The following is a 26040-nucleotide window of genomic DNA, read 5'->3' as shown; positions in this document are numbered from 1 at the left end:
AAAAAAAATGCATTATGAAAACAATAAATTTTAAGTTTGTAAGATTGATTTGGGTGATAGCCTTGATTATACCCTTAGGATGTTCCGATTTGGAAGAGAATCCTGATTTTACCACACAGGAAAACTTCTTTAGTACTGCAGAGCAATTAGAACTTGGTGTAAATGCCGTTTATGACGGCATCGGTTATGGGCGTGATTGGTTCAACCATTTTTATGATCGTTTTGTATTTGAGTGCCTTGTAGGTTATCAAGTAGGATGGGAAAAAGGTCCACTGGATTTTCAAAACGGTAACGTTAACCCAGGCGATGACTACATTGCTACCTATTGGAGAATATCTTACGAGAATATAAATAGGGCCAATGCACTTATTCAAAAAGCCGACCAGCTCAAAGAAAACGGAGTGCCCAACACCGCCTTGATCGACCGTGTTAAGGGTGAAGCCCTGTTTTTGAGGGCTTTTTATTATTACAATCTGGTTCGCTATTTCGACGATATTCCGGTTACTACCGAAAAAACTTTGAGTGATAAAGATTTACCCTCAAACGAAAACGGTAAACGTGTTGCGTTGGATTTGATTGAAGCGGACCTTAATACAGCTGCCGCCCTTTTGCCCGAATCTTATACTTCAGAAAATATAGGTCGTGCGACCCATTGGGCAGCTTTGGGCCTATTGACCAAGGCTTATCTACAGGATGAAAAATGGAACGAGGCACGAACTACTGCAGAAACGATTGTCAATGATGGCGGTTTTGCACTTTTTGATGACTTTGCCGACAATTTTGCCGTTGCTACCGAAAATTCAGGGGAACGTATATTCGAGGCCCAAGTTTCATCTTCTGCCAATGCGGGAGAAAACCAAAATTACCACCAACATTATATTCCCGGTGATTTGCCAAACGATTTAGGAGGTGTTGGTTGGCACTGGATCAATGCTACCAAAGCTTTTCGTGAAAAGTACGATCCCGCAGATAAGCGTATCGCAGGTACTTTTATCACCGAATATCCAAGTACACGACCCGGAAAAACTGCCAAAGGAGAATTGCCGATCGTTCACTGGAGCGATGCTGCACCCTATAATCTAAGCCGTTTTGGTGGAATGGTTTCCGCTGATGCCGATCCAAACAATCCCGATGAACTTATATTCTCCGATGGATGGTCTGCAAAATATACAGAGATGGGAATTTCCAATTCCAACGATACCGAGAAGAATATCGTATATGTTCGTTTGGCCGATATTTTATTGGGCCATTCAGAAGCGGCTAACGAAAGTGGAACGGGAGACGCTTATTTTGGAATCAATCTGGTACGAGCACGAGCAGGTCTTGAACCGCTCTCAGGTTTGAGCCAAGATGCCTTAAGGGATGCTATCGTGAACGAGCGGGTACTTGAATTCGCCATGGAGTGTGAGACCTATCCAGAACTGAAGCGCAAAAGTACTTTCGGCGGTTCGCCTGATTATCTTGGGGAATACATTCAGGAATTCATAGACACCTACGATGTAGATCGTACGCTTTCGGCAAAAGATTATGTATTACCGATACCGTTGAACGAAGTACTGGGCAATCCGAACGTTACTCAAAATCCAGCGTATTAAATTACTTTTGGACCTTCCTGCCAGATCTGTCCAGATTAGATTAATTTTAAAAAACCTGCCGCTTCTGGCAGGTTTTTTTATTCGAAATCGCTACAAAATCTCAATTAGAAGTATCTTTCGAAAATGTTGAAATTGACATGACACGTATGAACCGTTTACCAACATTATTTGTCTTAATTTTTGCGTTAGTCCTTCTGTCGTCTTGTATTGGGGAGAAATCTCGTGATAGTGATACCCAAAACTACGAAATCCGTTTCCGTAAAATATCTTCCGATAGCTCCAACATCACGTTCAATAACCGTATAGTTGAAAACGAAACCTTTAATATGGTCGACTTTTTCTATGTATATAACGGAGGGGGGGTGGCCATAGGGGATATCAATAATGACAGTTTGCCAGATTTATATTTTACGGGAAATATGGTCGATGACCGTCTGTACTTGAACAAAGGAGGTTTAAAATTTGAAGACATTACCGCATCGGCCGGAATCGATATTCCTGGATGGTCTACCGGTGTTACCATGGTCGACATCAACCACGACGGTCTATTGGATATCTATGTTTGCCGCTCGGGCAACTATGAGCCCGGACAGCGCAAAAACTTACTTTTTATTAATCAAGGCAATGAGACTTTTGAGGAAAAGGCCGAAACTTTCGGTCTGGCCGATACCAGCTATTCCACCCAGGCCGCATTCTTCGATTATGATAAAGACGGCGATCTCGACCTCTATCTTCTGAACCATACCAACGCCATTCGGGACCCCAACAACGTGCTTCCCTTGATCAAGGATGGAAGCGGACCGGCAAACGATCGATTATATCGGAACGAGGAAACCGAATCCTACAAAATCACCTTTACCGATGTATCCTTACTAGCAGGTATCCGGTATGATGGCATGGGGCTGGGTGTAGGTATTGCCGATGTAAACGAAGACGGTTGGGAGGATATTTTTGTTACCAATGACTTCATTGCGAACGACTACCTCTATATCAATAATCAACAGGGCGCTTTTGACCAAATGTCCCAAACCCATCTCGACCATGTCAGCCATTTTAGTATGGGTAACGATATGGCCGATTTTAATAATGACGGATTAATCGATATGGTCACTGCTGACATGCTGCCCCGTGACAACTTCCACGAAAAAAAAATGTCCGGTCCGTTGAACTACGACCTTTTTCAATATACGTTGCAACAAGGTTATATGCCGCAATATATGCGGAACACTTTACAACTCAATAACGGACAAGTAGGTAATTATCCGACATCTTTTTCCGAAATCGGGCAGTTGGCAGGTATTCAGGCAACGGACTGGAGCTGGTCGCCCCTTTTTGCCGACTTTGACAATGATGGTTTGAAAGATCTGTTTATGAGCAATGGTTATTTACGTGATATTACCGATCTCGATTTTATTAACTATACGGGGTCTTTATCGGGCAATGTTACCCAAGATAGTCTTGATGCCGCGCTCAAACGAAAAGCACGGCAAATGCCCTCCATTGCTCTTTCCAATTTTATGTTTAAAAATAACGGTGATTTGAGCTTCCAAGATGTTTCCGAAAAATGGGGTCTAAACGAACCGTCCTTATCTAACGGCACGGCCTATGCCGATCTGGATAACGATGGTGATCTCGATATCGTTGCCAATACCATAAATTCGGTCGCATTTATTTATGAAAACCGTTCCGAGAAGCTTCCCGACCATAATTTCATCAATATCGGTCTAGTGGGAGACAGCTTAAACCTAAATGCCTTAGGGGCTGAAGTTCGATTGTTTACCAGTGATAGTATACAAATGCTCCAACAATCCGTTACTAGGGGTTACCAATCTTCCGTGGATTACAAACTACATTTTGGACTCGGCGACATTCGCACAATCGACAGTCTTTCCGTGGAATGGCCGGACGGAAAATACAGCATTCTATGTGACCTGAAAGCTAATCAACTTTTGGTAATCAACAAAACGAAAACTGCGACCGACAGTTTGAAACGACCTTCGGTTGCCCCAGCCTCCTTACTATTTCAGGAAGTCACCGATAACTATGAAATTAATTACAAACACGATGAAGAAGACTATCTCGATTTTAACCGGCAATTTCTACTTCCCCATAAACATTCCCGCCAAGGTCCAGGAATCGCCGTTTCTGACATCAATGGGGACGGTCGGGAAGATTTCTTCGTAGGGGGCGGTTATAACCGTAGCGGACAGCTCTTTTACAGCAAACCGGATAAACGGTTCGAACAGAAGCCCTTGGTCAAAAACGAAAAGGAAAAATATGAGGAAGATACGGGCATCCTTTTTTTTGACTACGATAGCGATGGAGATCAAGACCTGTACATTGTAAGCGGCAGTAATGAATTTTATGAAGGTTCGGAATACTTTCAAGATCGGCTCTACAATAACGACGGCAAGGGTAATTTTTCGTTGGATGAAAAATCACTTCCGACTATGTTGTCAAGCGGTTCTTGTGTGCGGGCAGCAGATTTCGACAGGGATGGCGATCTGGATCTTTTTGTTGGTGGAAGACTCGTACCCCTTAAATATCCATTACCACCTGACAGCTATCTGCTGCAAAACGAAAACGGACGATTTACTGATGTAACCAGCCAACTGGCCCCAGCATTACGAAAAATTGGAATGGTCACGGACGCCCTATGGACGGATTTCGACAACGATGGAGACACCGACCTTATCGCTATCGGGGAGTTTATGGACATTCAATTTTTTGAAAATGACAACGGGAAATTGGAAAATGTATCGGGAAAAACAGGTCTTTCTTACACTTCTGGATGGTGGAACAGTATTAATGGTGGTGACTTTGACAAAGATGGCGACATCGATTATATTCTTGGTAACTTAGGCCTGAACACCAAATATAAAGCTTCGCCCAAAGAACCAATAACCGCCTATGGCCTAGACTACGACCGCAACGGTGTTTTAGACCCTATTCTTACCTCCTACGTCAACGGCGTCGAACACCCTATACATTCCAGAGACGATTTCATCAAGCAGATTCCAGCGATGAAGAAAAAATTCCCGGATTATGCCAGTTATGCCCAGGCGAAGCTGGACGACCTTTTATCCCCAAAAGAAAAAAGCAGTGCCTATCAGGTCAAAGCCTTTAATTTCGCCACTAGTTATCTCCGCAATGATGGGAATGGCCAATTTGAACTGATCAATCTTCCACGGGAAGCCCAGTTGGCTCCAGTTTATGGTATTTTGGTGCAGGACTTCGATTCCGATGGTTTTTTGGATATTGTGCTAACAGGAAACGATTTCGGCACAGAAGTAGGAAGCGGTAGATATGACGCCTTTAAGGGCTGCTTTTTAAGAGGAAATGGCAAAGGGGACTTCGAACCGTTTTCCAACTCGCATACGGGTTTATTTGTTGATGGTGACAACAGGGGTGCCGTATCGCTTCAAATCGACGGCCAATTTATAGCTCTTTTCGGAAGAAATTCAGGTCGGTTACGTTTATATAGCACGGTTAATCCTGAAAAGGAGTGCACCCTTTTCGATGTTCCAACAGCCACCTTGAAGGTCAAGATTGTCAACTTTAACGGCACGGAACGTTGGCAGGAATGCTATTACGGCTCTTCGTACTTATCACAATCATCGCGCATTCTCAAACTATATGACGGAGAAAAACAAATCGAACTTTATGATTTCGTGGGGAAGAAGACAATAATTGACCTTCCGAATTAATTATAACGGTCAGCACCTTTACATCCGCCCACCTATCGAGCGGCAAACCTATTCTTCAATCGTAGTTGGAATCATACTATGAATATGGTTTACGACAGGTGAACAAAAAAGATTTCGTAGCTGTTAGCCTTCATACCCAACTGGCCGCTTACCATTAGATATGGTTTATTCAATAAGTCAGAATTAAAAGTTGTGCAATTCTGCGAACTTGATCAGATTCGTTACCAACATGATTACTCCTATCCTAAAATGTGAGGTGGCACGAGCTTTGCTTTTATATTGATGAGGCCGTACCCTTGTTTTTTCTGATTAAACTATTGAAATAAACGGAACCAGGAATATCGTAGTGGCCAAGAATAATGATTCTCTTGAAGTTGTTTCCGTGAGGTCACCACAAAAATTGGCTCAAGGATTTTAGAACGTGAATTCAATTGATGAAAAGTGTTTCCTGCCTGTCGTAATATACTAGATTCATTGACCTCCAACCGGACTCGTATCATTTATGCCAAGGCTAAAACCCAGTGCAGCTTCTCGCTGAAAATTGTAACGACCACAAGGTGAGTCTTGAACTATTACCATGAAAACAGGAGGGATACCAATGACGTCTTTCCAATTTTACTACATGATGCCCTACACCCATGCAAATCGAAAATCGTAGGCATAAGATGCTATCCAATTGATTATAAAGATATTTAAGACGTTATCTTAAAAATGCTTCCTCCAAAATCATCACTGACATAGAGCGCACCATCGGGGCCCTGTGCCAAACCGCAGGGTCGATGTTTTAGTCCCTCTCCTTCCTTTGGGGTCGCCAAATCGATTCCAGAAAAATTGTCCAAGAAAATTTCCCAATCCCCATTTGGCTTTCCATTTTCAAAAGGGACAAAAGCTACAAAAAAGCCCTTTTTAAGCTCCGACGATTGATTGTGAAAAGCGATGAACGCCCCATTTTTATATCTTTCAGGGAACATATCCCCCGTATAGAAAAGCACATCATTTGGACCGAAATGTGCGGGGAAAGCCATAATAGGATCAACGAATTTTTCGCTACTTGCTTTTTCACCATCTCCACCGTATTCTGGCGCAAGAATTCGCTTATTTTTAATATGATCAAAATAGGTATAGGGCCACCCCCCGTTATCATTCTCTTTTAATTCATAAAATGTTTCAGAGGGCAGTTCATTATTTTGTTTTTTAGTAAAGAGGTCTGGATAAAAATCACCCAAGCCGCCTCGGCCGTGATCGGTGGCAAATAAAGAATTCGTTTTGGAATTCCATGTGATTCCAACAGCATTTTTAATACCCGTTGCGTATCGTGTTCCGTCGGCATAGGTCTGATGTAGTTTATCGGCGTTGAATTTCCAAATACCCCCAGCGGAATCCAATATCGTACAGGGCATCATACCTTTTTCCGTTTGTTCATCCCTACAGGCATCGTTCCAAGAGCCTATTGTTACATAGAGGTTATTGTTGCCATCGATAGCAAATGGCTTTGCATTGTCGCGCCCCATATCGATAAGTCCGTCTACTATTTTTTCTGTCGTATCAAAATCAATAATTTCGTGACTATCATTCAATTTATAGCGATACACCCCCGAATTAGAAGAGGCGTAGAGGTAATTGTCCTTCGCAAGAATACCCGTCCCGGGAACATTGGAAAATTCCCTCTGCTCATCTATGGTGCCGTCTTTGTCTTTATCCCTGAGAAGAATAATACTCTTGCCGTCTTTTAGCACCGCTCTATTTGCGTAGATATCCCCATTCTCAGCAACGGTCAAATGCCGAACAGCTCCCAATTCCTTTCCTATCTCTTTAACGGAAAATCCTTCGGGAGCTGTCAAAATGGTTTCATTGACAGCCACTTTTACCTCTTTTTTGGTTTCGCTTTTACATTGTAAGAAAACTGATGCAAATACAAGAGTGGCGATTAATACCGATAAGTTTCGGGTAGCGCGTAATATATTCATAAAATGCTTTTAAGAGGTTGGTAAGCGTTAAAAGTACTACTTCAATACCATTTATAGTACAAAAACTCATAATTGTCACAAGGTCAAATTAACGAATGATATGCGGCTTCGGCGCCACTCGGGACAAGCCCCACCCGAAACTCCTATTTTTGAGTGAATGTAGCTTGTGGAATGAAAGAAAACATAGGTGCTAAAAGAAAAGGTCAATTACCGAAACTGCTAAAGAAATCACCTTTGGACCACTCTGGATAATCCAAAAGCTATATCCGGTCTTTAAAAGCCATAATGAAGAACTTTTTGCCTAAGCAAAACCATTTAAAATATCCGGAAAAATGATATCCCCTTTTTTTAGTATCTTTTAGCCAGTGCACCGAGCTATAAGATAGGTGCACATAGTCCTAACATTTGGTTAAAGGCTAGGGCATTTCCGAAGTGAACTATGAAAATTCGATCAGCTCTTTTAATTAGCGACAGCAGGCTTAGTAACAAAAATCGAGCTTAGTTTTTTAATGGCGGAACTCCGTGAGTTCCCTTGACCGATTGATTTAATTTCAACGAAAAGAAATTCAATAAAATCCCTTATTAACCTAAATGGACGAGATATGTATAACAAACTTTTCCTGCTTGGCATTGGTATAGTATTATGTATTAGCTGCAATTCTAATTCCGCTAAGACCGATGATCATAATGATAATGCAACTGCAACGATAAGGGATTATGAGGATATAATAGAGGATGGTAAATTAAAAGCGCTAATTGCGTATAGCAGTACAAGTTATTTTTTGTACAAAGGAAGGGCGATGGGCTATGAATACGAGCTTTTGCAACGACTGGCAACGCACTTCGGTCTCGAACTCGAGCTTATCGTAGCGGAAGACCTAAATTCATTGTTGTCAGAATTGGAGAAAGGAAATGTCGATCTCGTGGCATACGGGTTGGCAATTACTTCCGAACGGAAAAAAAAAGTGGCTTTTACCGATTACCTCTATCTGACCAATCAGGTATTGGTACAAAGAAAACCTGATAATTGGCGTCAATTGACCTTAGATAAAATACGGGAAAAATTAATACGAGACCCGATCCAACTCATAGATGATACCGTATCGGTACGATTCAATTCTTCCTATTTTGAAAGACTTGGGAATCTCTCCCGGGAAATTGGCGGAACCATCAAAATAGATACCATTTTGGGAAAAATATCTACTGCTGAAATAATAAAGATGGTAGCTGAAGAAGAAAGGGATTATACCATAGCAGATAAAAACCTTGCTACCATTAATGCTTCCTATTATCCGATTTTAGATGTATCCGTTCCTGTTAGTTTTTCCCAACGTATCGCATGGGCGGTCAACAAAGATTCCGGAGTATTATTGGAAAAAATCAACGAATGGATTGAAAGTCAGAAAAAGACAGCCGATTATTACGTAATCTACAATAAATACTTTCAGAACAAAAGATATTTTAATCGGCGCGTGAACAGTGAGTTCTACAGTCTTACCAACAATCAGATTAGCCAATATGACGGAATCATAAAGGAAAATGCTTTGGAGATAGGTTGGGATTGGCGGTTATTAGCCTCCCTGGTATATCAAGAGTCTGGTTTTGATACGGAAGCCAATGCATGGACAGGTGCTCAAGGATTGATGCAATTGATGCCACGTACCGCGAAAGAATTAGGTGTTGCCAACAGCTCTGAACCCATTGACAATATTAATGCAGGTTCCAAATATTTGAAAAGTATCTACGATAATTTTGAGGAAATTACAGATACGGTGCAACGTATCAAATTTACGATGGGCGCATACAATAGTGGCTATTACCATATCATGGACGCTCGAAAACTGGCAAAATTGAATAATTTAAATGCAAATATTTGGGATGACAACGTAAATGAAATGATGTTGGCATTAAGCTATCCTCAAAGCTTCAATCATCCATTGGTAAACTATGGTTATGTAAACGGCATTGAGCCTTATAATTACGTGGATCAAATTTTTGAGCGATATGAACATTATAAGAATTTTATTAAGCAATAGTATTGATAGAAATTGGTTTTGCCGAACATATTACAACGAAGTAAAATGTTCAAACCTCTTTTTAAAAGTTCCTTCTGAATTATCATTGAGAAACGCAACCACGTTTCAATATTTGATTTATTTTCAGTAAAGATGTTTTAAGAAGTGGAGAGTGAAACATGAGTAATTCAAAGGTAGATAAAATGGACTTGTGCAATGGTTGCAATTATCGTGCACTGTATATTTATTCAATGGTCATGGTAAATATTTCTCATTATAAGGGGGGCAATCATGGCCATCCCTTCCGCGAACACAAAATGGCCGACTGCCGTAAAGACCAGCGTTGACGACATTGCGATCCGGGCCGAAATGGGAAGGTCCCTTGCACCGCCACCCCATTTGATGATGCGTAGCGCCAGTATGAAAACTGCGATAAGTACAAAGAACGGTTTCATCTTTTTTGCACCAAGATATGCAGGGATGGATGCTAGTAGACCCTATCCGGCCAGATATTCGGCAGTTCCCCACTAAAACCAAAGGTCGGAAGGGCGTCTATACGTTTAATTTCTTCCTGTGTCAGTTCAAAATCGAACACATCGATATTGTCCCTGATCCTTTCCGGCGTCGAGGATTTCGGGATTACGATGACATCATTTTGTAAGATCCAGCGCAGGCACACCTGCGCAACGGATTTGTTATGTTTTTTTGAAATTTCTTTCAAAACGTTGTTGTCAAAGACCTTTCCCCTGGCCAGCGGTGACCAGGACTCGACCGCAATCCCGCTCTCCTTACAAAATTCGGTCAGTTCCGCTTGCCAATAGCCCGGATGGTACTCGATCTGATTGACGGCAGGTACGACCTTGGCCGTTCGGAAAAGGGCGTTCAGATGCTCCGGCCAAAAATTGCTCACCCCTATGGACTTGATTTTCCGTTCGGTCTGCAATTCCTCCATTGCCCGCCAAGTATCCGCATTCGTCTTTTGCCAATCCGAATAGTTTTTTTTGTTTGCGGGCCAGTGTATGAGATAGAGGTCGACATAGTCAAGGCCCAATTTGGACAATGACCTATCAAGTTCGGCCCTGGTCTCTTCATAGCCCAGCTTTTCACGCCATAATTTCGTGGTGACAAAAATCTCCTCCCTGGCCACACCGCTTTCCCTGATACCTTTGCCCACGGCTTCTTCGTTTTCATATTTGGCTGCAGTGTCGATCAGTCGGTAGCCCGCCTTCAATGCTGTTTTCACCGCTTCGACCCCTTCTTGCTCGGTGGACTTATAGGTGCCGAAACCTAACTTAGGCATGGTATTGTTGTCATTTAAGGTCATTACTTCCATACTACTATCTTTTTTGAAGTTGTGCTGTTCACCGGCCTTCGAGATTACCCTTTATTTAAACTTTGAATTAGGGTCTTATAAATGTATTGCTTTCTGACTTTTTCCGAATTTTGATACAAATAAAGTGAAGGAGTGGTTTGGAACTGTCTCCTGCCGATTAGGTCCCAAGTCACTTTTGATCATAGTTTTCTTAGAAATATCTAAATCAGATAATCTCTATAGATTCTATAAAAATTTCGAAAGTTTCTTCTTTTTGGTTACCAATCAATAATTGCATTTCCATGACATTTTCTCCAGCATAATTAGGTACTTCCACCGGTTCTCCATGGTACGAAGCTTCCATCATATTAAAAGGAATAGAGATGCTTTCCCAATAACCGTCACCTTTTGTAGAAAATGTAAAACCATAGGAGTGACGTCCGTTTTTTGTCCTGACGCGAAAGTTGTAATCTTTGCCATCTCCTTTCAAACGTAATAAAAACGCCTTTGATTTATCAGGGATACGGTAAGGGTTCTTTTCCATAGTTTGGTGGATCGAACAAAAACCGCCATCATTTTCCAAAGAGACGCGTCCATAAAAATGGGCATGATTATTTTCCGTAATCTTTAACTGGCTATCGGAGCGGCCTCCCATAACGACATCATCTTGCACACGCCACTTACCTTTGCCTTGTTCAAGAAAGCTGTAAAGCATTGTTCTGGTCGAGTCAGATTTCACCTTATTATTTTCCGTAGTCGGACTATCTATATTTTTATTTGAGTTGGACATAAAATAGGTTATTATAATCGTAAAAATTAGTATTATTCGCATCGAACTATTATTTGACTTATTCTATTTATCCGATAGTAGAAGGTACATTTTTTCTAGGTCTTCAGCAGCTCTTCCTTTACTATTATTTGCTGATCTAGAGCATAACGTAAATTATCTCTGGAAGATGATAAGAAAACATCCCATTAATCTTTCTCTCGATATAATCTGTATTCACTCTATTGAATATCTAGATTCCCAATTTTAATCGGAGCCGACAATTGATCGAACATACGGCTGTACCGTTACTTTTACTTGAGAATTCAATAAAATCCTGGCATCACAAATTTTACATAAGACCTGCTACTCTGTCTTAGGAAATAATTTCTGAAGGCCGAATAAATTCATTATTATTCCAGCTTGTATATAAGCTATCATTTTTCAATGAAACTTATCTTTCATCCGGAATTGACATTGGAAGCAGGATAGTCTCTTTTATAACGGTCTCGCAGGAATTTGGCGAATCCATCGGGATTCCACCCCAATCGTCCAACTTGACGATGCCCAATTGCTCGAAACTCCCTAGAGTCTTTTTATATTCATGGACCAGGGCATCATAGTTCCCGATCGGCAAATTTCCGGTGGCCGTACAAATCCAATTCTGCTGAACTTCTCTAAGTTCGGGGAGAACGGAACCTGCGGCTTTTTGGAACATTTCAGCGTAGTGGGAACAGTATGGTATTTTCATGGAATACCATGCCCTTTTAAAAGTTTATTATCCCCCTATGTAGCCCTCTCCTTCGATATAAGGAACGCACCCTATATACTTTCCAGGGGTAGGATTATAGCGCAATGCCCCTGTAAGACCGGGCTCGGATGTAAAATATCCCTCGATGACCAGTATTTTCACAATCGGATAGAATTGAGTGTCTATTCCGTCATTGATACTTTCAGCCTCCTTGTCCAGTTTGACCACAAGCTCGTGCCGTTGAACCCTGTCGAGTTCCAAGAACCCTTTCGAGTAGGTTTCCTTCACCGATTGTTCAAATTCCCCCATCCCCTTTAGAAAGGTTCCCCTTTCTTTTTTGCTGTAGCAATCGTTTACAATGTTCTTTATAAATGCACCAACTTTTGCCGCCTTCGCCCCCGGGGAACCCTCGGTTGCCGGCAATATCGTTTCTCCGAGCTCGTCCAAAAGTACGATATCGGATTCGGAAAAAGATGTTCTACGCTCCGCCCCGTCGGTACAGCCCGAGAGTAAAAGTTCCGTTCCGATAATCGTTCCGCCCAAGATTGTGGCCGTTAGGCCCATTGCCTTTCTTCGCTTCATTCTGTTCTATTTGTTGAGGTCTTTTTCCGAATTTTATAGGGTTTTTCCACTTCCGTTGTAAAGGGCAATTGTACTTTCCTTCCCGTTCCCGCTAATTCATAGGCCGCGAAAATGACCTCGAGCACGGCCTTTCCGTCCTCACCTGTTACCAGCGGCTCCCTGTCGTTCTTCACGCAGTCAGTGAAATGGGCGTGCCAATGACGACCCTATCGATTCGTTCCATGGCCAGAAGCGCATCGAGGTCCGTAAATTGATAGAGTATACCGTGTTCCTTGGTAAATGCCGAGGCATTTGCCTGGGTCGGGGACATTACCGCCAGGACCTCCGCATCGGCCACGGTTGTTAGAGACTCAAAATGTATGGTGGATATAAATTGTGATCCAATGAGGCCTACTCCTACCTTTTTCTCCATATATAGTACATTATAATATTCCTTTTTTGAATTGGTCCACCGCATAAGCGGCGGCACGTGCCGTCAGCGCCATGTACAGGATGGATGGGCTCTGGTTTCCGGTACTGGCCATACAGGCACCATCGGTCACGAACACGTTCTTACAGTTGTGCAACTGGTTCCATTCGTTCAGAATCGAATCCTCGGGGCTTTTCCCCATTCGGGCACCTCCCATCTCGTGGATATCAAGTCCCGGGGCCTGGCCGTTATCCACCGCTGTAATGTCGGTACACCCGAATTTTTCCATCATGACCCTACTCTGTTCCAGAAAGTCAGCCAACATCTTTTCGTCGTTTTCATCGTACGCTACGTCGGTTACCAACAGGGGGATGCCCCATTTGTCCTTTTTGTCGGGACTTAGGTATACGCGGTTCGAAGCCTTTGGAATGGTTTCCCCTTGAATGTACATATAGATATGCCAGTCATCCGGTTCGCTTATGGCTTTCTTGAAATCGGCCCCAATCTGTTCGTCACTGTTCTCCCGTTCATCCGCCCTTGGCCGGTATGCCCCGCAGAACGTGGTAAAACCTCCAAAATAGTCCATTTCCTGCTCCTTGAAATTACGGTAGTTCGCGATTATCGATTCTACGGGGTTCTTCCCGTACATGTATACATCGCGATATCCAGGCATTTTTCCATTCAAATGGCCCCGATAGTTATGGAAACAGATATATTTTCCCAGAACACCACTATCGTTCCCCAGTCCGTTGGGAAAACGGTCCGACTTGGAATTCAGCAGGACCAGGGTGGAGTTGAGTGCCGAGGCATTCAGGAAAATGATCCGTGCGTTATATATAATCTCTTCGTGCGTGTTGGTATCTATTACCTTGACCCCGGAGGCCTTTCCGGTCTTTTCGTCGTAAAGTATTGAATGCACCACGGAAAAGGGACGGATGGTAAGGTTGCCCGTATTGGCGGCCCAGGGCAGAGTCGACGAATTGCTGCTGAAATAAGCCCCGAAAGGACAGCCACGCATACAGAGTACGCGTGCCTGGCATTTTGAACGGTTCTGTTGCTTATGGATTTCGGTTGGTTCCGACAAGTGGGCCCATCTTCCATGCACCAGATGCCGGTCGGGATAGTGCTCGTCGATCGTATCGCGCATATGTTCCTCGACACAGTTGAAATCGAATGGGGGTAGGAACTCGCCGTCGGGCATGGACTCGAGGCCGTCTCTGTTTCCGCAGATCCCAACAAACTTTTCCACATGTGAATACCAAGGGGCCACATCGTCATAGCCGATGGGCCATTCTATACCGTATCCGAACTTGTGGGGCGCCTTGAACTCTTCATCGCTCCATCTTTGGCATGCCCGGCCCCAGATCAAAGATTTTCCGCCGACCTGATAGCCACGGATCCAATCAAAGGGCTTTTCCTGTACGTAGGGGTGGTCGTCGTCCCGGATGAAAAAATGGTCGGTGCTATCGTCGAACCCTGACGCCTTGGTGATCAGGGGGTTCTTTTCATAGAACTCCCGGGTCATACGTTTCCTGTATTTAAAATCCCATGTATCCATGTGGGCCGTCGGGTAGTCCTTGATATGCTGCACGTCGCGGCCCCGCTCCAGCACCAAGGTCTTTAGTCCTTTTTCGCAGAGCTCCTTTGCGGCCCATCCGCCAGATATACCGGAACCGATTACTATGGCATCATAGGTTTGTTCAGAATCTTTCATTCGATTTAAATGATCCATTTTTAATTTGGTCCAAGATAAATGATAGATGTTTCTAATGAAATGATTTTATCTCTTTCTTTTATAACATGATTGTTACAAAAAATTTACAACCATTAGATTGACACATATGAACCAGTGCTTTGAGGTTTAAAAAGGGAAATTATGAATCGGTTATTTAAACTTTTATTGGGCACAAAATCTAAAGGTTCAACCAATAGGTAAGTTTAAATATCAATGCACGATTTTTGCTAGTAAAATTTGCGGGGAAATAATTTTCTGTATAAACGATAAAGAAATCTGACGCTGGTTTGTAGCGCCATTGCAATCTGGCGTTCAAATTCATATTATCACTCAAATTATTATATTGGTAAAATCCGGTGAAGAATATTTTGTCAGTAAAGTTCACGTCTAGTTTAGGACCCAGAAGAAATAATTCTTCATCTCCGTAATTGTCCGGTAACTTAAGATTGTTGTAGTCAAAGCGCATAGTAACATTCACGTAAGGCTGAAAGCGCATATTAAACTCGCCTCCCAAATTCAGATTCGTGCCATTGTAAAACCCACCATAGGTAGAGTTCAATAAAAAATTGAATTTTCGGGTCGTATTACTTTGATAGGTGGCTGAAATGGTATTCCATTGAAATTTTTCCCCTTTGAAGAATTTGTTCTCGGTATTATTAACCGGGCTAAAATCAAGTGTCAGTTGTTGAAAGATATTTTTATAATCGATTATTAAGTTTGCGGAATTTTTAAAATCCAAGGTATAGCCAAGGGTGTATTCACGGTCTGCCAAGGTTCCATCGGGCAGATATATGGTGTTTATTCCCGCCTTTGGACCGGTGGAAAGAACAGTTTTACTATTTGGGTATATTTTATAGCCTACTTCGGAATAATAGCCAATTTGTCCTGGATAAACAGTGCTTCCAGGGACAAAACCCACTTCCGCATTAAAGTTTTCATTAACAAAGAAGGTGCCCACATTTGCATTTAGATTGCGGTCTGCATATTGAAAAAAGGCGGAGCCCGATAGGGTCTTTGCCGTATTCATGGCATCGAAGGATTTTGCCAAAAATGAACTATGATACCATTTATTGTCCTTGCTTCTGAGTACAAGATCGGCATCGATTACCCTGTTGTACGTGTTGGGTCTTAGAATATTTTCTCCGTTCGCTTTGAAGAAAATGCTTGGGTGAAAGTAGATTAGAGAATCACTTTCTTGTACACCCAAACTTTGTTTGTTCACAAAAGTCATGGAAATACTCGACTGTTCCCAGAACATTCTTTGCACAGTGGCGACGGTATAGTTCTGGGCCGGCAGTCCCAAGTCCAACATTTCCTTCGTTTGCATATTCATGGCTCCCAAACGCCATTTTTCATTTAAGGTTCCACTAAGCCTGGCACCATACAGAATAGGTACTATTTGGGAAATACCTGAAGTGTCCTGAACAATGCCAATACGTCTTGAAAAAAATGGTCTGGCCGACTCAAAACCTGCATTTGCAAAAAGGTCTGCATTTTCTAAGAAGAACTGTCTTCGTTCCGGGAACTGAAATTCAAATCTGGACAGATTAAGAATTTGCTCATCCACTTCAATTTGTGAGAAATCAGGGTTCACGGTAATATCCAGATTCATTGAGGGGTTTATGCCTACCTTGGCATCGAAACCGGTCTGTAGTTGGGTAGAGGATTCAATTGGACTTACCTCCCTGTCTTCAAACCAGCCACCTGATACGTAAGGAATAAGAGAAATATTTGTTTTGGCCTCAGGAATCGGGTCTTCCCACACCAACTGACCCGCATAAGCAAAGGTACCCGTGTAGAATTGGCGTGGAGTGCGTACCCAAGCAGACTTTATATTTCTTTTTTTATCAAGTCTGTCAAATGTAACGTTCCACTCCTTTAAGTCACTTTTATACTTAAGGCTTTTAAAAGGTATGGCCATTTCTACAATCCATCGATCCTTGTACCTTTTCACTTCAGAATACCACTTATTGTCCCAATAGATATTGAAAGCGTTTTCACCAATTCCCCCGCTGGATACCGTTCCGTCCCTTTTTGCCCCGGCGGCCGTAACATTAAAAAAATAGCCGTTCAAACGATCATTGTATGGCCCAAAGATGAAAGAGACATTATCATTAAGCGGATAGTTGAAATCTCGACGTAACGTGCTGACCACATCTGGGGTGTCATCGTCAAAACAAACAAAGGAAACGTATATAAACTCGTCATTGAAGGTTAAGCGTGCTTCCGTTTGGAAAGGCGAGGGTAGGCTGTCCACCGGAAAATTCTGATACCAATCTTTTGCTACATCCGCATCTTTCCAACTTGGTTCATCCAAGACCCCGTCCAAGACAATTTCTCCCTCTAATTTTTTAATCTCCAGTTTTATTCCAGGAAGGTTTTGGGCATTTCCAAATGCGAAAAGTATTAGCAAGATTAAAAGAAAAAGAAATCTCATGAGTTCGACATTTTTTATAAACCCAACTTTAAAAGCATTATTAAGGGAATGGTTAATTACAGCGCATTAACGTTGTTTAAGTCCTCAAAAGCTTTCTTTAGGCGTTCGCTCAATGTTTTTTCACCTACTCTAAGCCGAACTCGCGGGTCATAAAACTTTTTAGTTGGCTCATCGGGGCCATTAGGGTTTCCTAGTTGAGACTATAGGTAATTTTTATTTTCTTGAATATAATCCCTAGTACCCATTAAAAAAGCGTATTGTCAGTCAGTGTCTACATTCATTTTAATTGTTCCGTAACCATTGGCCTCCCGTATTTCTTGCAAACTAGAGCCTGAACCACCATGGAATACAAAATCAATAGGGTTATATTCTACACCATATTTTTTTGTTACAACGTCTTGAGTGTTTTGAAGGATTTTAGGAGTGAGTTTTACATTTCCTAGTTTGTAGACACCATTAACGTTTCCGAAAGCGGTAGCTAACGTAAATTGCGGGCTTATTTTCGAAAGCTCTTCATAAGCGTATACCACTTCTTCTGGCTGCGTATAGAACTTAGAATCGTCGACATCTGAATTTTCGCCCCCATCTACTTCACCTCCGGTAATGCCCAATTCTATTTCAAGGGTCATACCCATTTTACTCATTCTCTTTAGGTATTCTTTACAAAATGAAACGTTCTGTTCTAAAGGCTCTTCTGAATGATCAATTATATGTGAACTGAACAACGGTCTACCCTTAAGCTTATAGTTTTGCTCACTAGCATCCAAAAGTCCATCAATCCAAAGCAATAATTTTTTTGCGTAATGATCGGTATGTAAGATTACCATTGACCATAGGCTTTTACTAATTTGTCTACATGTTTGGCACCTGCAACGGCTCCCAGTATCGCAGCATTTTGGTTTTTGTTTGACAATCCTTTACCGGCATTGAACTGAGCTCCACCGTTCGAAAATTGAATTATCACTGGAAAATTTAAACGGGCAGCCGTTTCCAGTATCGCATTGAGGGTGTTGGACCCGATGGCATTTACGGTCGGCAACCCAAATCCATTTTTTTTAGCATATCTAAAAATTTCCTGTACTTCATTACCCGTTGCAACCCCGGGGTTTATTTTATGTTTCATAGTTAAATTTTAAATCATACAGTATAGGTAAATGCGCAATAAAGTATTGTGCGTTGGAGTAGCCTTATTCTTGCTAAAGAATAGAAAAAGGCCATTTCATCTCTTTACCTGTGGTTTCTTCAATTTTTACTTGCCTCCGATTTCTTATCAACTGTCCAAATAAAAGATCAACAACAGGGTTGATTTTTTATAAAAATATAAATAAAAAGGTAACGAAAGATTTTATATTTAAATATCTTTCGTATAATTTTGATTAGAGAAAGTTTTGGTTCAAAAATTATTATATTTTTTCGATTTTATAATACTTAAACATACCACTATGATTCTTGCAGTCTGCCCGAATCCATCAATAGATACTTACGCCTGGCTCACTGTTTTCAAAAAAGGCCAAGCCAACAGAATCTCAGGTATGATGGAATTTCCTGGAGGAAAGGGTATTCATGTGGCAATGGCTTTAAAAGAGTTAATCTTGAGGTTTCTTTATTGGGGAATTGGGCTGGTACTAATGGGCATTGGATAAAAGAGGCTCATCAACTAACAGGAATGGAAATCTTAGGACCGCAACTTAATGGTAACAACCAAAAGTGCTACACATTTAGATCTGAATTGGATAATGATTTGAACAACACTGAATTGCTAGAACCCGGTCCAAAAATGTCGGCTCAAGATTGGAATTTATTCCAAATTCAATTTCGCAAAACGTTACGCCATTCTACTTGGGTTTGTCTCTCCGGTTCATGGCCCGAAGGAGCCCCAGAGGATGCATATTCGCAGTTGCTTCAAATTTGTGAAAAAGAAAATAAAAAGGCTATTTCGGATTGCTCAGGGATACAATTGAAAAATGCCTTAAAAGGTAAATTTTATGGCCTACATATTAATGAGCATGAAGCGATAAGTAATTTTGGCGTGGAGAATCGCATAGAAATCAGGAAATACTTAAAAGATAATGTTTCAATGCTTGCAATTACTAAAGGAAAAGAAGGTCTATTTCTTTATTTGAAGGACCAATATCTTCACGCAAATGTTAAAGTCGAAGATGTGAAAAGCACTGTTGGCAGCGGTGATTGCCTAACGGCCGGAATTGCCTATGCTATATCTAATAATTTGTCATTAAATCAAATTGCTGCATATGGTGTCGCCTGTGGTGCGGCAAATTGTATGAATGAGAATTTAGGAATGTTACGGTTAAAAGATGTGCAAGTTTTGCTTCCATTGGTTCAAATAAATAAGAAATAATAGCCTACCATTTTCAATTAAAAGATATGGTTTTCTGATTTTTAGAAAGAAAATTTTAAAAATTAAAGTTCTTATACAATTTATTAATTAGAAGGTAATTCAGTGATTATATTAAAGTAAATCTTCTATGTCCATTATTTTGTTAAAAGCGAGACAAAATCTAAATAAGTGAATCTCCATTACCTAAATATCAAGAGGTTCATAACAACTAGTGGAAATAGGAGATAAAAATTTCACTACTATTGTTTCAGAACAGATGTTTAATTTTAAATCTAAGGAGGAGATATAATCATTAATTTAACCAAAAAGGATATTATGAGATTTGTATTAGGGTTCTTACTCAGTATTACATTGATAACTTCTTGCCAAAAGGAAAGAGAGATCAGTCTTTTTAATGGACAGGATTTAAGTGGCTGGCACGTAGATGTGCCGAAGATGGATACAATTTCGAATACTATAAACCCATTTATAATACGAAATGGAAACTTGGTTAGTCTAGGTACTCCGAGGGGCCATTTGATTACTGATGCTATTTACAAGAACTATAGATTGCAGGTCGAATACCGTTTCACTGGTGAGCCTGGAAATTGTGGAGTTTTGGTACATGCATCTGAGCCACGAGTCCTGTATAAAATGTTTCCCAAATCAATAGAAGTGCAAATGCACCATGAGGATGCAGGTGATTTTTGGGTTATTGCCGAAGATATTGAGGTAGAAAATATGGAAGAACGAAGAGGACCAAGGTCAGAATGGGGTAGTCTTGACGGTAAAAAACGCAGAATACTTAACCTCACGGATAATTCCGAGAATCCGTTAGGGGAATGGAATAAAATGATTGTTGAGTGCTTGGGAAATGAAATAAAGGTTTGGGTAAATGGGGATTTAGTGAATTATGGATACAACGCTACCGCAAAGGAAGGTCAAATTGCTATACAGGCAGAAGGGTCTGAAGTAGAATTTAAAAAAATAGCCTTAAGCCAAATAAATGAACTGTCCAATTAAAAATAATAAAGGGTTGAACAATGTCGTTAGTTTTTCTTGACGCAAAAATATATTCCGAAAGCTAAATCCTCTAATTTAAATAGGTGCATTTTTATTGTAATGAGCTATTCTTATACCATATTCAAGCTGTACCTAGTTTGGTATATATTGACATTTGAAGGGTATTTTCAAACCTACCTCTTATTTTTTGGGTTTAACCTAATTTGTTCTTCTCCTTTTCTTTTTCAGAATCACCAGGGTCAAATGCCAAGAAAAAGGCTGCCAAGACAGCAAGTATTATTCCTATAATCTTAAACGTTCCCGGAACAAAACCTAATATGATCATCGAGATTACCGCAGTAATCAATGGTGCACCGGCATTGCTCATAGGTGCTTTAAGCGTTTCACTTACGTATGGTAAGACACATAACTTTCCATGATAAGTTTATAGAGTTTTAAGTTTGGATGTGGATGTGTCAAGTCTAAACTGTTCAGCGATTTGTTTGGCCGTAAGTACGTTATCATAAATTCTGATTTCATCCAATGTACCTTTGAAAAATTGTGTACCGCATGGATAATTGCCAAGCATTAAGATATTGGGACGACCATGCTGCGTATGATTTAGGAAAAATAGCATTCAAAAGTACCATTAGTGCAATGGTAAATACTCTCGCTACAAAGCCTCTAAAGAAATTGTTTGCTTCGTTAGTTGACTAATTATGTTTAAAAATTTACAAAATTAATTCCGTGGAGTTTACTAAAGGATAGAACGGCGTAATTTTTTAATTTTAGCAAAAAGCACGTAAGATTGTCGAAATTAAAAGAACTAGTGGATTTTAACGTAAAATTTGAATTCTATAAACAGGTATAAAATTTAGACATGAAAATAGCAGTTGCACAATTTCAGCCGAAAGATGGAGATAAAACATATAACTTATCTATAATTAAAAAATTAACGGAAAAAGCCAAGTACGAGGGGGCTGATGTAATTAGTTTTCATGAAATGTCTATCACTGCCTACACGTTCACTAAAGATTTAAGTCTCGATCAATTAACAGATTTGGCTGAAGAAGTGCCTAATGGAAATAGTACGCAGGAATTGATTGCCATTTCCCGAAAATATGGGCTCCCCATTTTAGCGGGTTTAGTTGAAAAAACAGAAGGGAAATTATTCAATTGTTATATATGTGTAAATGGAGATGGATTAGTGGCAAAACACAGAAAAATACATCCATTCATTAGCACTCATATGTCTGCTGGCGAAACTTATTGCGTATTTGAACTTTTAGGTTGGAAATGCGGAATTTTGATTTGTTACGACAACAATGTAATAGAAAACGTTAGGGCAACCACTCTATTAGGCGCGGAGGTCATTTTTGCGCCACACGTTACAGGCTGCACGCCATCGGCAATGCCACATAGAGGCTATGTGGAAGATAGGTATTGGCAGAATCGTGAAAAGGACCCTGTTTCCCTGCGAATGGAATTTGACGGACCTAAGGGAAGACAATGGTTAATGCGTTGGCTGCCAGCGAGGGCATACGATAATGGAGTGTATTATGCCTTTACAAACCCTATTGGTTACGATGGTGAACATTTAAAAAACGGTAATTCCATGATAATTGACCCGTACGGAGAAGTATTAGCTGAAATAAAATCATTCGATGATGCTATTACCGTTGCACGGGTAATAAAGAAAAAAATTAAACTTTCTGGAGGTTGGAGGTATAGAAATGCTCGACGACCAGAAATCTATAAGGACATCATTGGTAGTGATCACAAATCGGAAACCTGTCCTATATGGATGAAAGGCAAAGCATCCAATTAGTAATAACTTAGGTTTACAATATTTGTTGTTTAGCCCCCATGACCTGCCCCAATCTATTTCAAACTGCTCTTAATCCATTTAGTTTTGGACAGTTTTGCGTGCAAATTGCGTGCAAATAAAAAAGGCTTCAGGAGTGAAAACTCCTGAAGCCTTGCTATTGCTAGCTCCTCCTCTTGGGCTCGAACCAAGGACCCTCTGATTAACAGCGCGAATATTTGTCTTTTCATTTGTTTTCAGTTTTCTTCAATCTCTGGAAACCCTTGTATTTACTGGGTTTTTGTTTTTACTTGTTTTCATGCGTTTTCAAAAAAGGTGGCATTTGTTTCACCTATGTTTCACCCCTTAATAAAAAAGCATGGTAAGTATTAAGCTAAAACTGAAGACAAAAGCAAACGCCGAGAGCGAACATTCCATCGTTTTACAAGTGCTAAAAGACCGACAGAAAAAAATTATCGCTACAGGGCTTTTAGTCAAAAAAGAACGGTGGGACGATAAAGAGCATTGTTTCAAGACCAGACACCCGAATGCGATGCAAAACAATCGTTTGTTGGATACTATCAAAATCAAAGCCCGAAATATTATTTCTGAATTTGAAATAGACGATGTTGATTTTACTCTCAATGAATTTGAAAACCGTTTTCGCTTTGGCTCGAAACGAAGCAAAATCGATTTATTCGAATTCTGGGATTCTGTGGTTAAAGATTTGGTGCTATCAGGAAGGACGGGTTATGCCCGAAACAATCGAGATACCATTCGTTCCCTTAGAAAATTTCATAAAAAATCCGTTTTGCACATGCGGGAAATCAATGTAACCTTTCTTGATAAGTACGAGGTATTTCTCAGGAGTCGGGGTGGTTCAAATGGAGGCATCGCTGTTCGCATGAGAAGCTTACGAACCATATTCAACTTGGCTATTCGTCGCGATCTGATTAAGCAAAACCTCTACACTTTCCATAAATACAAAATATCAAAGCTTCGTGGCAAACGGATCAAGCACGCACTAACAATGGCAGAAATTGAATCTTTCAAAAATGTTGATTGTGAAGGAGATGTTCAACTCCTTAATGCAAAGAACTATTTTCTATTTAGCTTCTATGCCAGAGGCATGAACTTTGCCGATATGATGCGCTTAAGGTGGTCAGATATAACCCAAACGCGAATCACTTATGCACGAGCGAAAACCCAGGGCAATTTCTCCCTAAAGATCGTACCACCGGTAAGAGAGATCTTAAATTATTACAATGAAAACAGGAGGGATACCAACTACGTTTTTCCAATTTTACTGCATGATTCTCTAACTCCTATGCAGATTGAAAATCGAAAGCATAAGATTCTATCACAATACAATAAGGCACTTAAAATATTAGCACGGAAAGCGGGTATAACAAAAAATGTGACCAGCTATGTTGCAAGACATAGTTTTGCTATGTGCCTACGCGAGAAAGGTATTAGCATTGATGTAATCGGAGAGACGCTTGGGCATCAAAGTGTTCTGACTACAAAAGCGTATGTCCGCGAGTTTGGCGTTGAAGTATTGGATGAGGCCGTAGAAGTATTATTATGATGAAATAACAAACATAATAAATAGATAATAAATTAGCTATTTATTGTATATTATAGTATTTTTAGCTAATATATAATCCATATTGTGAATAAGTATAGCATCGACAAACTTCCTGGGGATGTCCGTTTAGAACTAGCGCGCAAACATAAAAAACTTCGGAAACAGAAGGGACTATCCCAAAATGAACTAGCAGAACGTTCGGGAGTATCCCTGGGCAGCTTAAAACGTTTCGAAACCAAAGGGCAAGTTTCCTTGGAATCACTTTTAAAGTTGGTATTTGTTCTAGGTCGGTTATCCGATTTTGAAAGAGTTTTGGAGGCTGATAATGACCTTAAACATATTGAGAAATTATTTGATTCAAAAAAGAAAAGCTAATGGAACCGATTGAAAAACTGCAAGTTTACCTTCGTTTTACAGACACCCCTATTGCCGTTGGTCAAATGGTCTCCGACAATGGTACCATTTATTTCAAGTACGATGATACTTTTATAAAAAAGGGGTTAGAGTTATCTCCTTTTAAACTGAAACTTTCCGATACTATTTTAACTCCTGAAACCCTAATTTTTGAAGGGCTCTTCGGAGTGTTCAATGATTCGTTGCCCGATGGTTGGGGTAGATTGCTATTGGATAGAACCTTATTGTCAAAGGGAATATCCCTAAATCAAATCACACCCTTGGACCGTTTGGCCTATGTGGGTTCCGGTGGCATGGGCGCATTAACCTATAAACCGTCCCTAAACTCGAAAGTTCAGTCTGATACCCTTATGGAGTTGGACGAAATTTCTCAGGAAATGAATAAAGTACTGTCGGGCACACCTTCCAGTGTAATAGAAGAATTGTTCAATCTTGGCGGTTCTTCCGGTGGCGCAAGACCGAAAATTTTTGTGGGTTATAATACTAAAACCAATCATCTCATACATGGGCATTCGTCACTCCCTAAAGGCTACGAACATTGGATAATAAAGTTCCCGTCGTCAACTGATCTGCCCGATATCGCTCAAATAGAATATGCGTATTATAAAATGGCATTAGCTGCGGGTATAAAAATGTCCGAATGCAAATTATTCAAAGGTCCATCCGGGGCAACATATTTTGCGACCAAAAGATTCGATAGAGTACAAAATGATCGCTTGCATTTACATTCTGCAAGCGGACTTTTGAACGACAATTTTCGGTATAGCAATTTAGACTATGGCAATGTAATGGACTGCGCTTTTCGTCTTGAAAACCATGTGGCCGCCTATTCAAAAGTACTTCGGTTAGCTGCTTTCAATGTCTATAGCCATAATCGGGACGACCATAGCAAGAATATATCCTTCCTAATGAACGCTGCTGGAGAATGGATGTTGGCCCCGGCCTATGATCTTACCTTTTCAAATTCATCTCATGGACTACACAGCACTATGGTTGCGGGTGAAAGTAAATCACCTGGGGAGCAACATCTATTGGAATTGGCATCTACCTTCGGAGTAAAAAACCCTAAAATTATTATCAATGAGGTAAAAAGTGCTATTGCTGACTGGAATATATATGCCAAGGATTCAGGCGTTCGTGATAATTCCAAAAAATTAATTGACAAAGCAATGACGGAAATCGGCTAGGGATAAAATACGGGTTGTGGTTGCGTTTGTTTAATCAGCGACATAAGGGTGGATAACCACAACCTGTATTGCGCGTAACCGGAAGCTTTTATATTTGAGTGAATGTAGCCTGCGGAATGAGGGAAAATATAAGTGCTGGAGGTGGGGAAGGACGTTACCCCGACTAATTGAAATTAAAAACTACTCAAATCACTGTGAGCGAGACCTATTCGGCTACCTATTATATGTATAGTCCCATATCTATTTAGGTTGAGGTTAATGGTTATCGGGGAACTTGGATTTGAACCTTATATTTCTTCTATAAATTCCACATTTGAATCCAAATTGGTAATAATGGTAACCGTTGCACAAGCCTATAATATCATGAAGGACGGACCTATACAAGCCTCTTGAAGGAGCTTTTCCGTGGCCGGATCAGTATGGGAAAGTCA

At 40.7% G+C, this 26040-nt stretch carries 22 protein-coding genes and 1 pseudogene; 10 read left to right on the top strand and 13 right to left on the bottom strand.

Features of this window, described 5'->3' with window-relative positions; all coding sequences use genetic code 11:
- Nucleotides 1-14: 14 nt before the first annotated feature.
- Nucleotides 15-1595, top strand: coding sequence for a RagB/SusD family nutrient uptake outer membrane protein (locus BLT07_RS02990; protein WP_091865690.1), 1581 nt, complete (start codon nucleotides 15-17; stop codon nucleotides 1593-1595).
- A gap of 146 nt (nucleotides 1596-1741) precedes the next feature.
- Nucleotides 1742-5302, top strand: a complete 3561-nt coding sequence (locus BLT07_RS02985) for a VCBS repeat-containing protein (RefSeq protein ID WP_175455238.1) — start codon at nucleotides 1742-1744, stop codon at nucleotides 5300-5302.
- A gap of 692 nt (nucleotides 5303-5994) precedes the next feature.
- On the opposite strand, the gene BLT07_RS02980 is transcribed toward BLT07_RS02985, so the two are convergent.
- Nucleotides 5995-7269: a PQQ-dependent sugar dehydrogenase gene (locus BLT07_RS02980; RefSeq protein ID WP_091865686.1), complete on the bottom strand. Its 1275-nt coding sequence runs from the start codon at nucleotides 7267-7269 to the stop codon at nucleotides 5995-5997.
- 602 nt (nucleotides 7270-7871) lie between these two features.
- On the opposite strand from BLT07_RS02980, the gene BLT07_RS02975 reads away from it, so the two are divergent.
- Nucleotides 7872-9305: an MltF family protein gene (locus BLT07_RS02975; protein ID WP_091865684.1), complete on the top strand. Its 1434-nt coding sequence runs from the start codon at nucleotides 7872-7874 to the stop codon at nucleotides 9303-9305.
- A 227-nt stretch (nucleotides 9306-9532) separates the two neighbouring features.
- Here BLT07_RS02975 and BLT07_RS02970 read toward each other — a convergent pair whose 3' ends face one another.
- The 10 genes and pseudogenes from BLT07_RS02970 to fbaA all read right to left on the bottom strand — a co-directional run bounded on the left by BLT07_RS02970 (nucleotide 9533) and on the right by fbaA (nucleotide 18399).
- The gene (locus tag BLT07_RS02970) at nucleotides 9533-9739 is read right to left on the bottom strand and encodes a hypothetical protein (protein ID WP_091865683.1); all 207 of its coding nucleotides are present in this window, start codon (nucleotides 9737-9739) and stop codon (nucleotides 9533-9535) included.
- Between the two features lie 32 nt (nucleotides 9740-9771).
- The gene (locus tag BLT07_RS02965; RefSeq protein WP_091865681.1) at nucleotides 9772-10617 is read right to left on the bottom strand and encodes an aldo/keto reductase; all 846 of its coding nucleotides are present in this window, start codon (nucleotides 10615-10617) and stop codon (nucleotides 9772-9774) included.
- A 205-nt stretch (nucleotides 10618-10822) separates the two neighbouring features.
- Nucleotides 10823-11386, bottom strand: a complete 564-nt coding sequence (locus tag BLT07_RS02960; RefSeq protein ID WP_175455237.1) for a CIA30 family protein — start codon at nucleotides 11384-11386, stop codon at nucleotides 10823-10825.
- Nucleotides 11387-11816: 430 nt separating this feature from the next.
- On the bottom strand, nucleotides 11817-12113 hold the full coding sequence (locus BLT07_RS02955) for a sugar phosphate isomerase family (RefSeq protein ID WP_139205093.1): 297 nt from the start codon (nucleotides 12111-12113) through the stop codon (nucleotides 11817-11819).
- Nucleotides 12114-12140: 27 nt separating this feature from the next.
- Nucleotides 12141-12695: a gluconate 2-dehydrogenase subunit 3 family protein gene (locus BLT07_RS02950; protein ID WP_091865675.1), complete on the bottom strand. Its 555-nt coding sequence runs from the start codon at nucleotides 12693-12695 to the stop codon at nucleotides 12141-12143.
- Nucleotides 12692-12868 (bottom strand): hypothetical protein, encoded by a 177-nt coding sequence (locus tag BLT07_RS20880; protein ID WP_175455236.1) that lies wholly within the window; start codon nucleotides 12866-12868, stop codon nucleotides 12692-12694. Before BLT07_RS20880 ends, BLT07_RS02950 begins: the two co-directional genes overlap by 4 nt.
- Nucleotides 12865-13107, bottom strand: a complete 243-nt coding sequence (locus tag BLT07_RS02945) for a Gfo/Idh/MocA family oxidoreductase (RefSeq protein WP_175455235.1) — start codon at nucleotides 13105-13107, stop codon at nucleotides 12865-12867. The genes BLT07_RS20880 and BLT07_RS02945 overlap by 4 nt, the downstream gene beginning before the upstream one ends.
- 10 nt (nucleotides 13108-13117) lie before the next feature.
- Complete coding sequence (locus tag BLT07_RS02940) at nucleotides 13118-14836, bottom strand: GMC oxidoreductase (RefSeq protein WP_217633282.1); 1719 nt, start codon at nucleotides 14834-14836, stop codon at nucleotides 13118-13120.
- Nucleotides 14837-15017: 181 nt separating this feature from the next.
- Nucleotides 15018-17276, bottom strand: coding sequence for a carbohydrate binding family 9 domain-containing protein (locus BLT07_RS02935; RefSeq protein ID WP_091865669.1), 2259 nt, complete (start codon nucleotides 17274-17276; stop codon nucleotides 15018-15020).
- 260 nt (nucleotides 17277-17536) lie between these two features.
- A pseudogene (gene fbaA / locus BLT07_RS02930) lies at nucleotides 17537-18399 on the bottom strand (class II fructose-bisphosphate aldolase).
- 319 nt (nucleotides 18400-18718) lie between these two features.
- Here fbaA and BLT07_RS21280 point away from each other — a divergent pair.
- The 3 genes from BLT07_RS21280 (at nucleotide 18719) to BLT07_RS02920 (ending at nucleotide 20637) form a co-directional block, all read left to right on the top strand.
- Nucleotides 18719-18919, top strand: a complete 201-nt coding sequence (locus BLT07_RS21280; protein WP_245726433.1) for a hypothetical protein — start codon at nucleotides 18719-18721, stop codon at nucleotides 18917-18919.
- A 23-nt stretch (nucleotides 18920-18942) separates the two neighbouring features.
- Nucleotides 18943-19635: a 1-phosphofructokinase family hexose kinase gene (locus tag BLT07_RS02925; protein ID WP_245726432.1), complete on the top strand. Its 693-nt coding sequence runs from the start codon at nucleotides 18943-18945 to the stop codon at nucleotides 19633-19635.
- A 315-nt stretch (nucleotides 19636-19950) separates the two neighbouring features.
- On the top strand, nucleotides 19951-20637 hold the full coding sequence (locus tag BLT07_RS02920; protein ID WP_091865667.1) for a 3-keto-disaccharide hydrolase: 687 nt from the start codon (nucleotides 19951-19953) through the stop codon (nucleotides 20635-20637).
- 193 nt (nucleotides 20638-20830) lie between these two features.
- Here BLT07_RS02920 and BLT07_RS20875 read toward each other — a convergent pair whose 3' ends face one another.
- Complete coding sequence (locus BLT07_RS20875; protein WP_175455234.1) at nucleotides 20831-21004, bottom strand: hypothetical protein; 174 nt, start codon at nucleotides 21002-21004, stop codon at nucleotides 20831-20833.
- Between the two features lie 57 nt (nucleotides 21005-21061).
- Nucleotides 21062-21253: a LamG-like jellyroll fold domain-containing protein gene (locus tag BLT07_RS21665; RefSeq protein ID WP_091865666.1), complete on the bottom strand. Its 192-nt coding sequence runs from the start codon at nucleotides 21251-21253 to the stop codon at nucleotides 21062-21064.
- A gap of 243 nt (nucleotides 21254-21496) precedes the next feature.
- Here BLT07_RS21665 and BLT07_RS02910 point away from each other — a divergent pair, with 243 nt between their 5' ends.
- From BLT07_RS02910 to BLT07_RS02895, 4 genes are all read left to right on the top strand, one after another.
- On the top strand, nucleotides 21497-22444 hold the full coding sequence (locus BLT07_RS02910) for a nitrilase family protein (RefSeq protein ID WP_091865664.1): 948 nt from the start codon (nucleotides 21497-21499) through the stop codon (nucleotides 22442-22444).
- Between the two features lie 355 nt (nucleotides 22445-22799).
- Nucleotides 22800-24008: a site-specific integrase gene (locus BLT07_RS02905; RefSeq protein ID WP_091865663.1), complete on the top strand. Its 1209-nt coding sequence runs from the start codon at nucleotides 22800-22802 to the stop codon at nucleotides 24006-24008.
- A gap of 84 nt (nucleotides 24009-24092) precedes the next feature.
- On the top strand, nucleotides 24093-24383 hold the full coding sequence (locus BLT07_RS02900; protein ID WP_091865661.1) for a helix-turn-helix domain-containing protein: 291 nt from the start codon (nucleotides 24093-24095) through the stop codon (nucleotides 24381-24383).
- On the top strand, nucleotides 24383-25609 hold the full coding sequence (locus BLT07_RS02895) for a type II toxin-antitoxin system HipA family toxin (protein ID WP_091865660.1): 1227 nt from the start codon (nucleotides 24383-24385) through the stop codon (nucleotides 25607-25609). The genes BLT07_RS02900 and BLT07_RS02895 overlap by 1 nt, the downstream gene beginning before the upstream one ends.
- The last annotated feature ends 431 nt before the right edge of the window (nucleotides 25610-26040 follow it).

This window comes from Pricia antarctica (genome assembly GCF_900101815.1).
Lineage (GTDB): Bacteria > Bacteroidota > Bacteroidia > Flavobacteriales > Flavobacteriaceae > Pricia > Pricia antarctica.
The sequence above is the reverse complement of the archived record's forward strand: the minus strand, read 5'-3'. Positions and strand labels throughout refer to the sequence as shown.

Bases quoted from the DNA above. Each gene is read 5' to 3' on its own strand.
- BLT07_RS02990 (WP_091865690.1), top strand. From the start codon at position 15: ATGAAAACAATAAATTTTAAGTTTGTAAGATTGATTTGGGTGATAGCC.
- BLT07_RS02985 (WP_175455238.1), top strand. From the start codon at position 1,742: ATGAACCGTTTACCAACATTATTTGTCTTAATTTTTGCGTTAGTCCTT.
- BLT07_RS02980 (WP_091865686.1), bottom strand. From the start codon at position 7,269: ATGAATATATTACGCGCTACCCGAAACTTATCGGTATTAATCGCCACT.
- BLT07_RS02975 (WP_091865684.1), top strand. From the start codon at position 7,872: ATGTATAACAAACTTTTCCTGCTTGGCATTGGTATAGTATTATGTATT.
- BLT07_RS02970 (WP_091865683.1), bottom strand. From the start codon at position 9,739: ATGAAACCGTTCTTTGTACTTATCGCAGTTTTCATACTGGCGCTACGC.
- BLT07_RS02965 (WP_091865681.1), bottom strand. From the start codon at position 10,617: ATGGAAGTAATGACCTTAAATGACAACAATACCATGCCTAAGTTAGGT.
- BLT07_RS02960 (WP_175455237.1), bottom strand. From the start codon at position 11,386: ATGTCCAACTCAAATAAAAATATAGATAGTCCGACTACGGAAAATAAT.
- BLT07_RS02955 (WP_139205093.1), bottom strand. From the start codon at position 12,113: ATGAAAATACCATACTGTTCCCACTACGCTGAAATGTTCCAAAAAGCC.
- BLT07_RS02950 (WP_091865675.1), bottom strand. From the start codon at position 12,695: ATGAAGCGAAGAAAGGCAATGGGCCTAACGGCCACAATCTTGGGCGGA.
- BLT07_RS02945 (WP_175455235.1), bottom strand. From the start codon at position 13,107: ATGGAGAAAAAGGTAGGAGTAGGCCTCATTGGATCACAATTTATATCC.
- BLT07_RS02940 (WP_217633282.1), bottom strand. From the start codon at position 14,836: ATGGATCATTTAAATCGAATGAAAGATTCTGAACAAACCTATGATGCC.
- BLT07_RS02935 (WP_091865669.1), bottom strand. From the start codon at position 17,276: ATGAGATTTCTTTTTCTTTTAATCTTGCTAATACTTTTCGCATTTGGA.
- BLT07_RS21280 (WP_245726433.1), top strand. From the start codon at position 18,719: ATGATTCTTGCAGTCTGCCCGAATCCATCAATAGATACTTACGCCTGG.
- BLT07_RS02925 (WP_245726432.1), top strand. From the start codon at position 18,943: ATGGAAATCTTAGGACCGCAACTTAATGGTAACAACCAAAAGTGCTAC.
- BLT07_RS02920 (WP_091865667.1), top strand. From the start codon at position 19,951: ATGAGATTTGTATTAGGGTTCTTACTCAGTATTACATTGATAACTTCT.
- BLT07_RS20875 (WP_175455234.1), bottom strand. From the start codon at position 21,004: ATGAGCAATGCCGGTGCACCATTGATTACTGCGGTAATCTCGATGATC.
- BLT07_RS21665 (WP_091865666.1), bottom strand. From the start codon at position 21,253: ATGCTATTTTTCCTAAATCATACGCAGCATGGTCGTCCCAATATCTTA.
- BLT07_RS02910 (WP_091865664.1), top strand. From the start codon at position 21,497: ATGAAAATAGCAGTTGCACAATTTCAGCCGAAAGATGGAGATAAAACA.
- BLT07_RS02905 (WP_091865663.1), top strand. From the start codon at position 22,800: ATGGTAAGTATTAAGCTAAAACTGAAGACAAAAGCAAACGCCGAGAGC.
- BLT07_RS02895 (WP_091865660.1), top strand. From the start codon at position 24,383: ATGGAACCGATTGAAAAACTGCAAGTTTACCTTCGTTTTACAGACACC.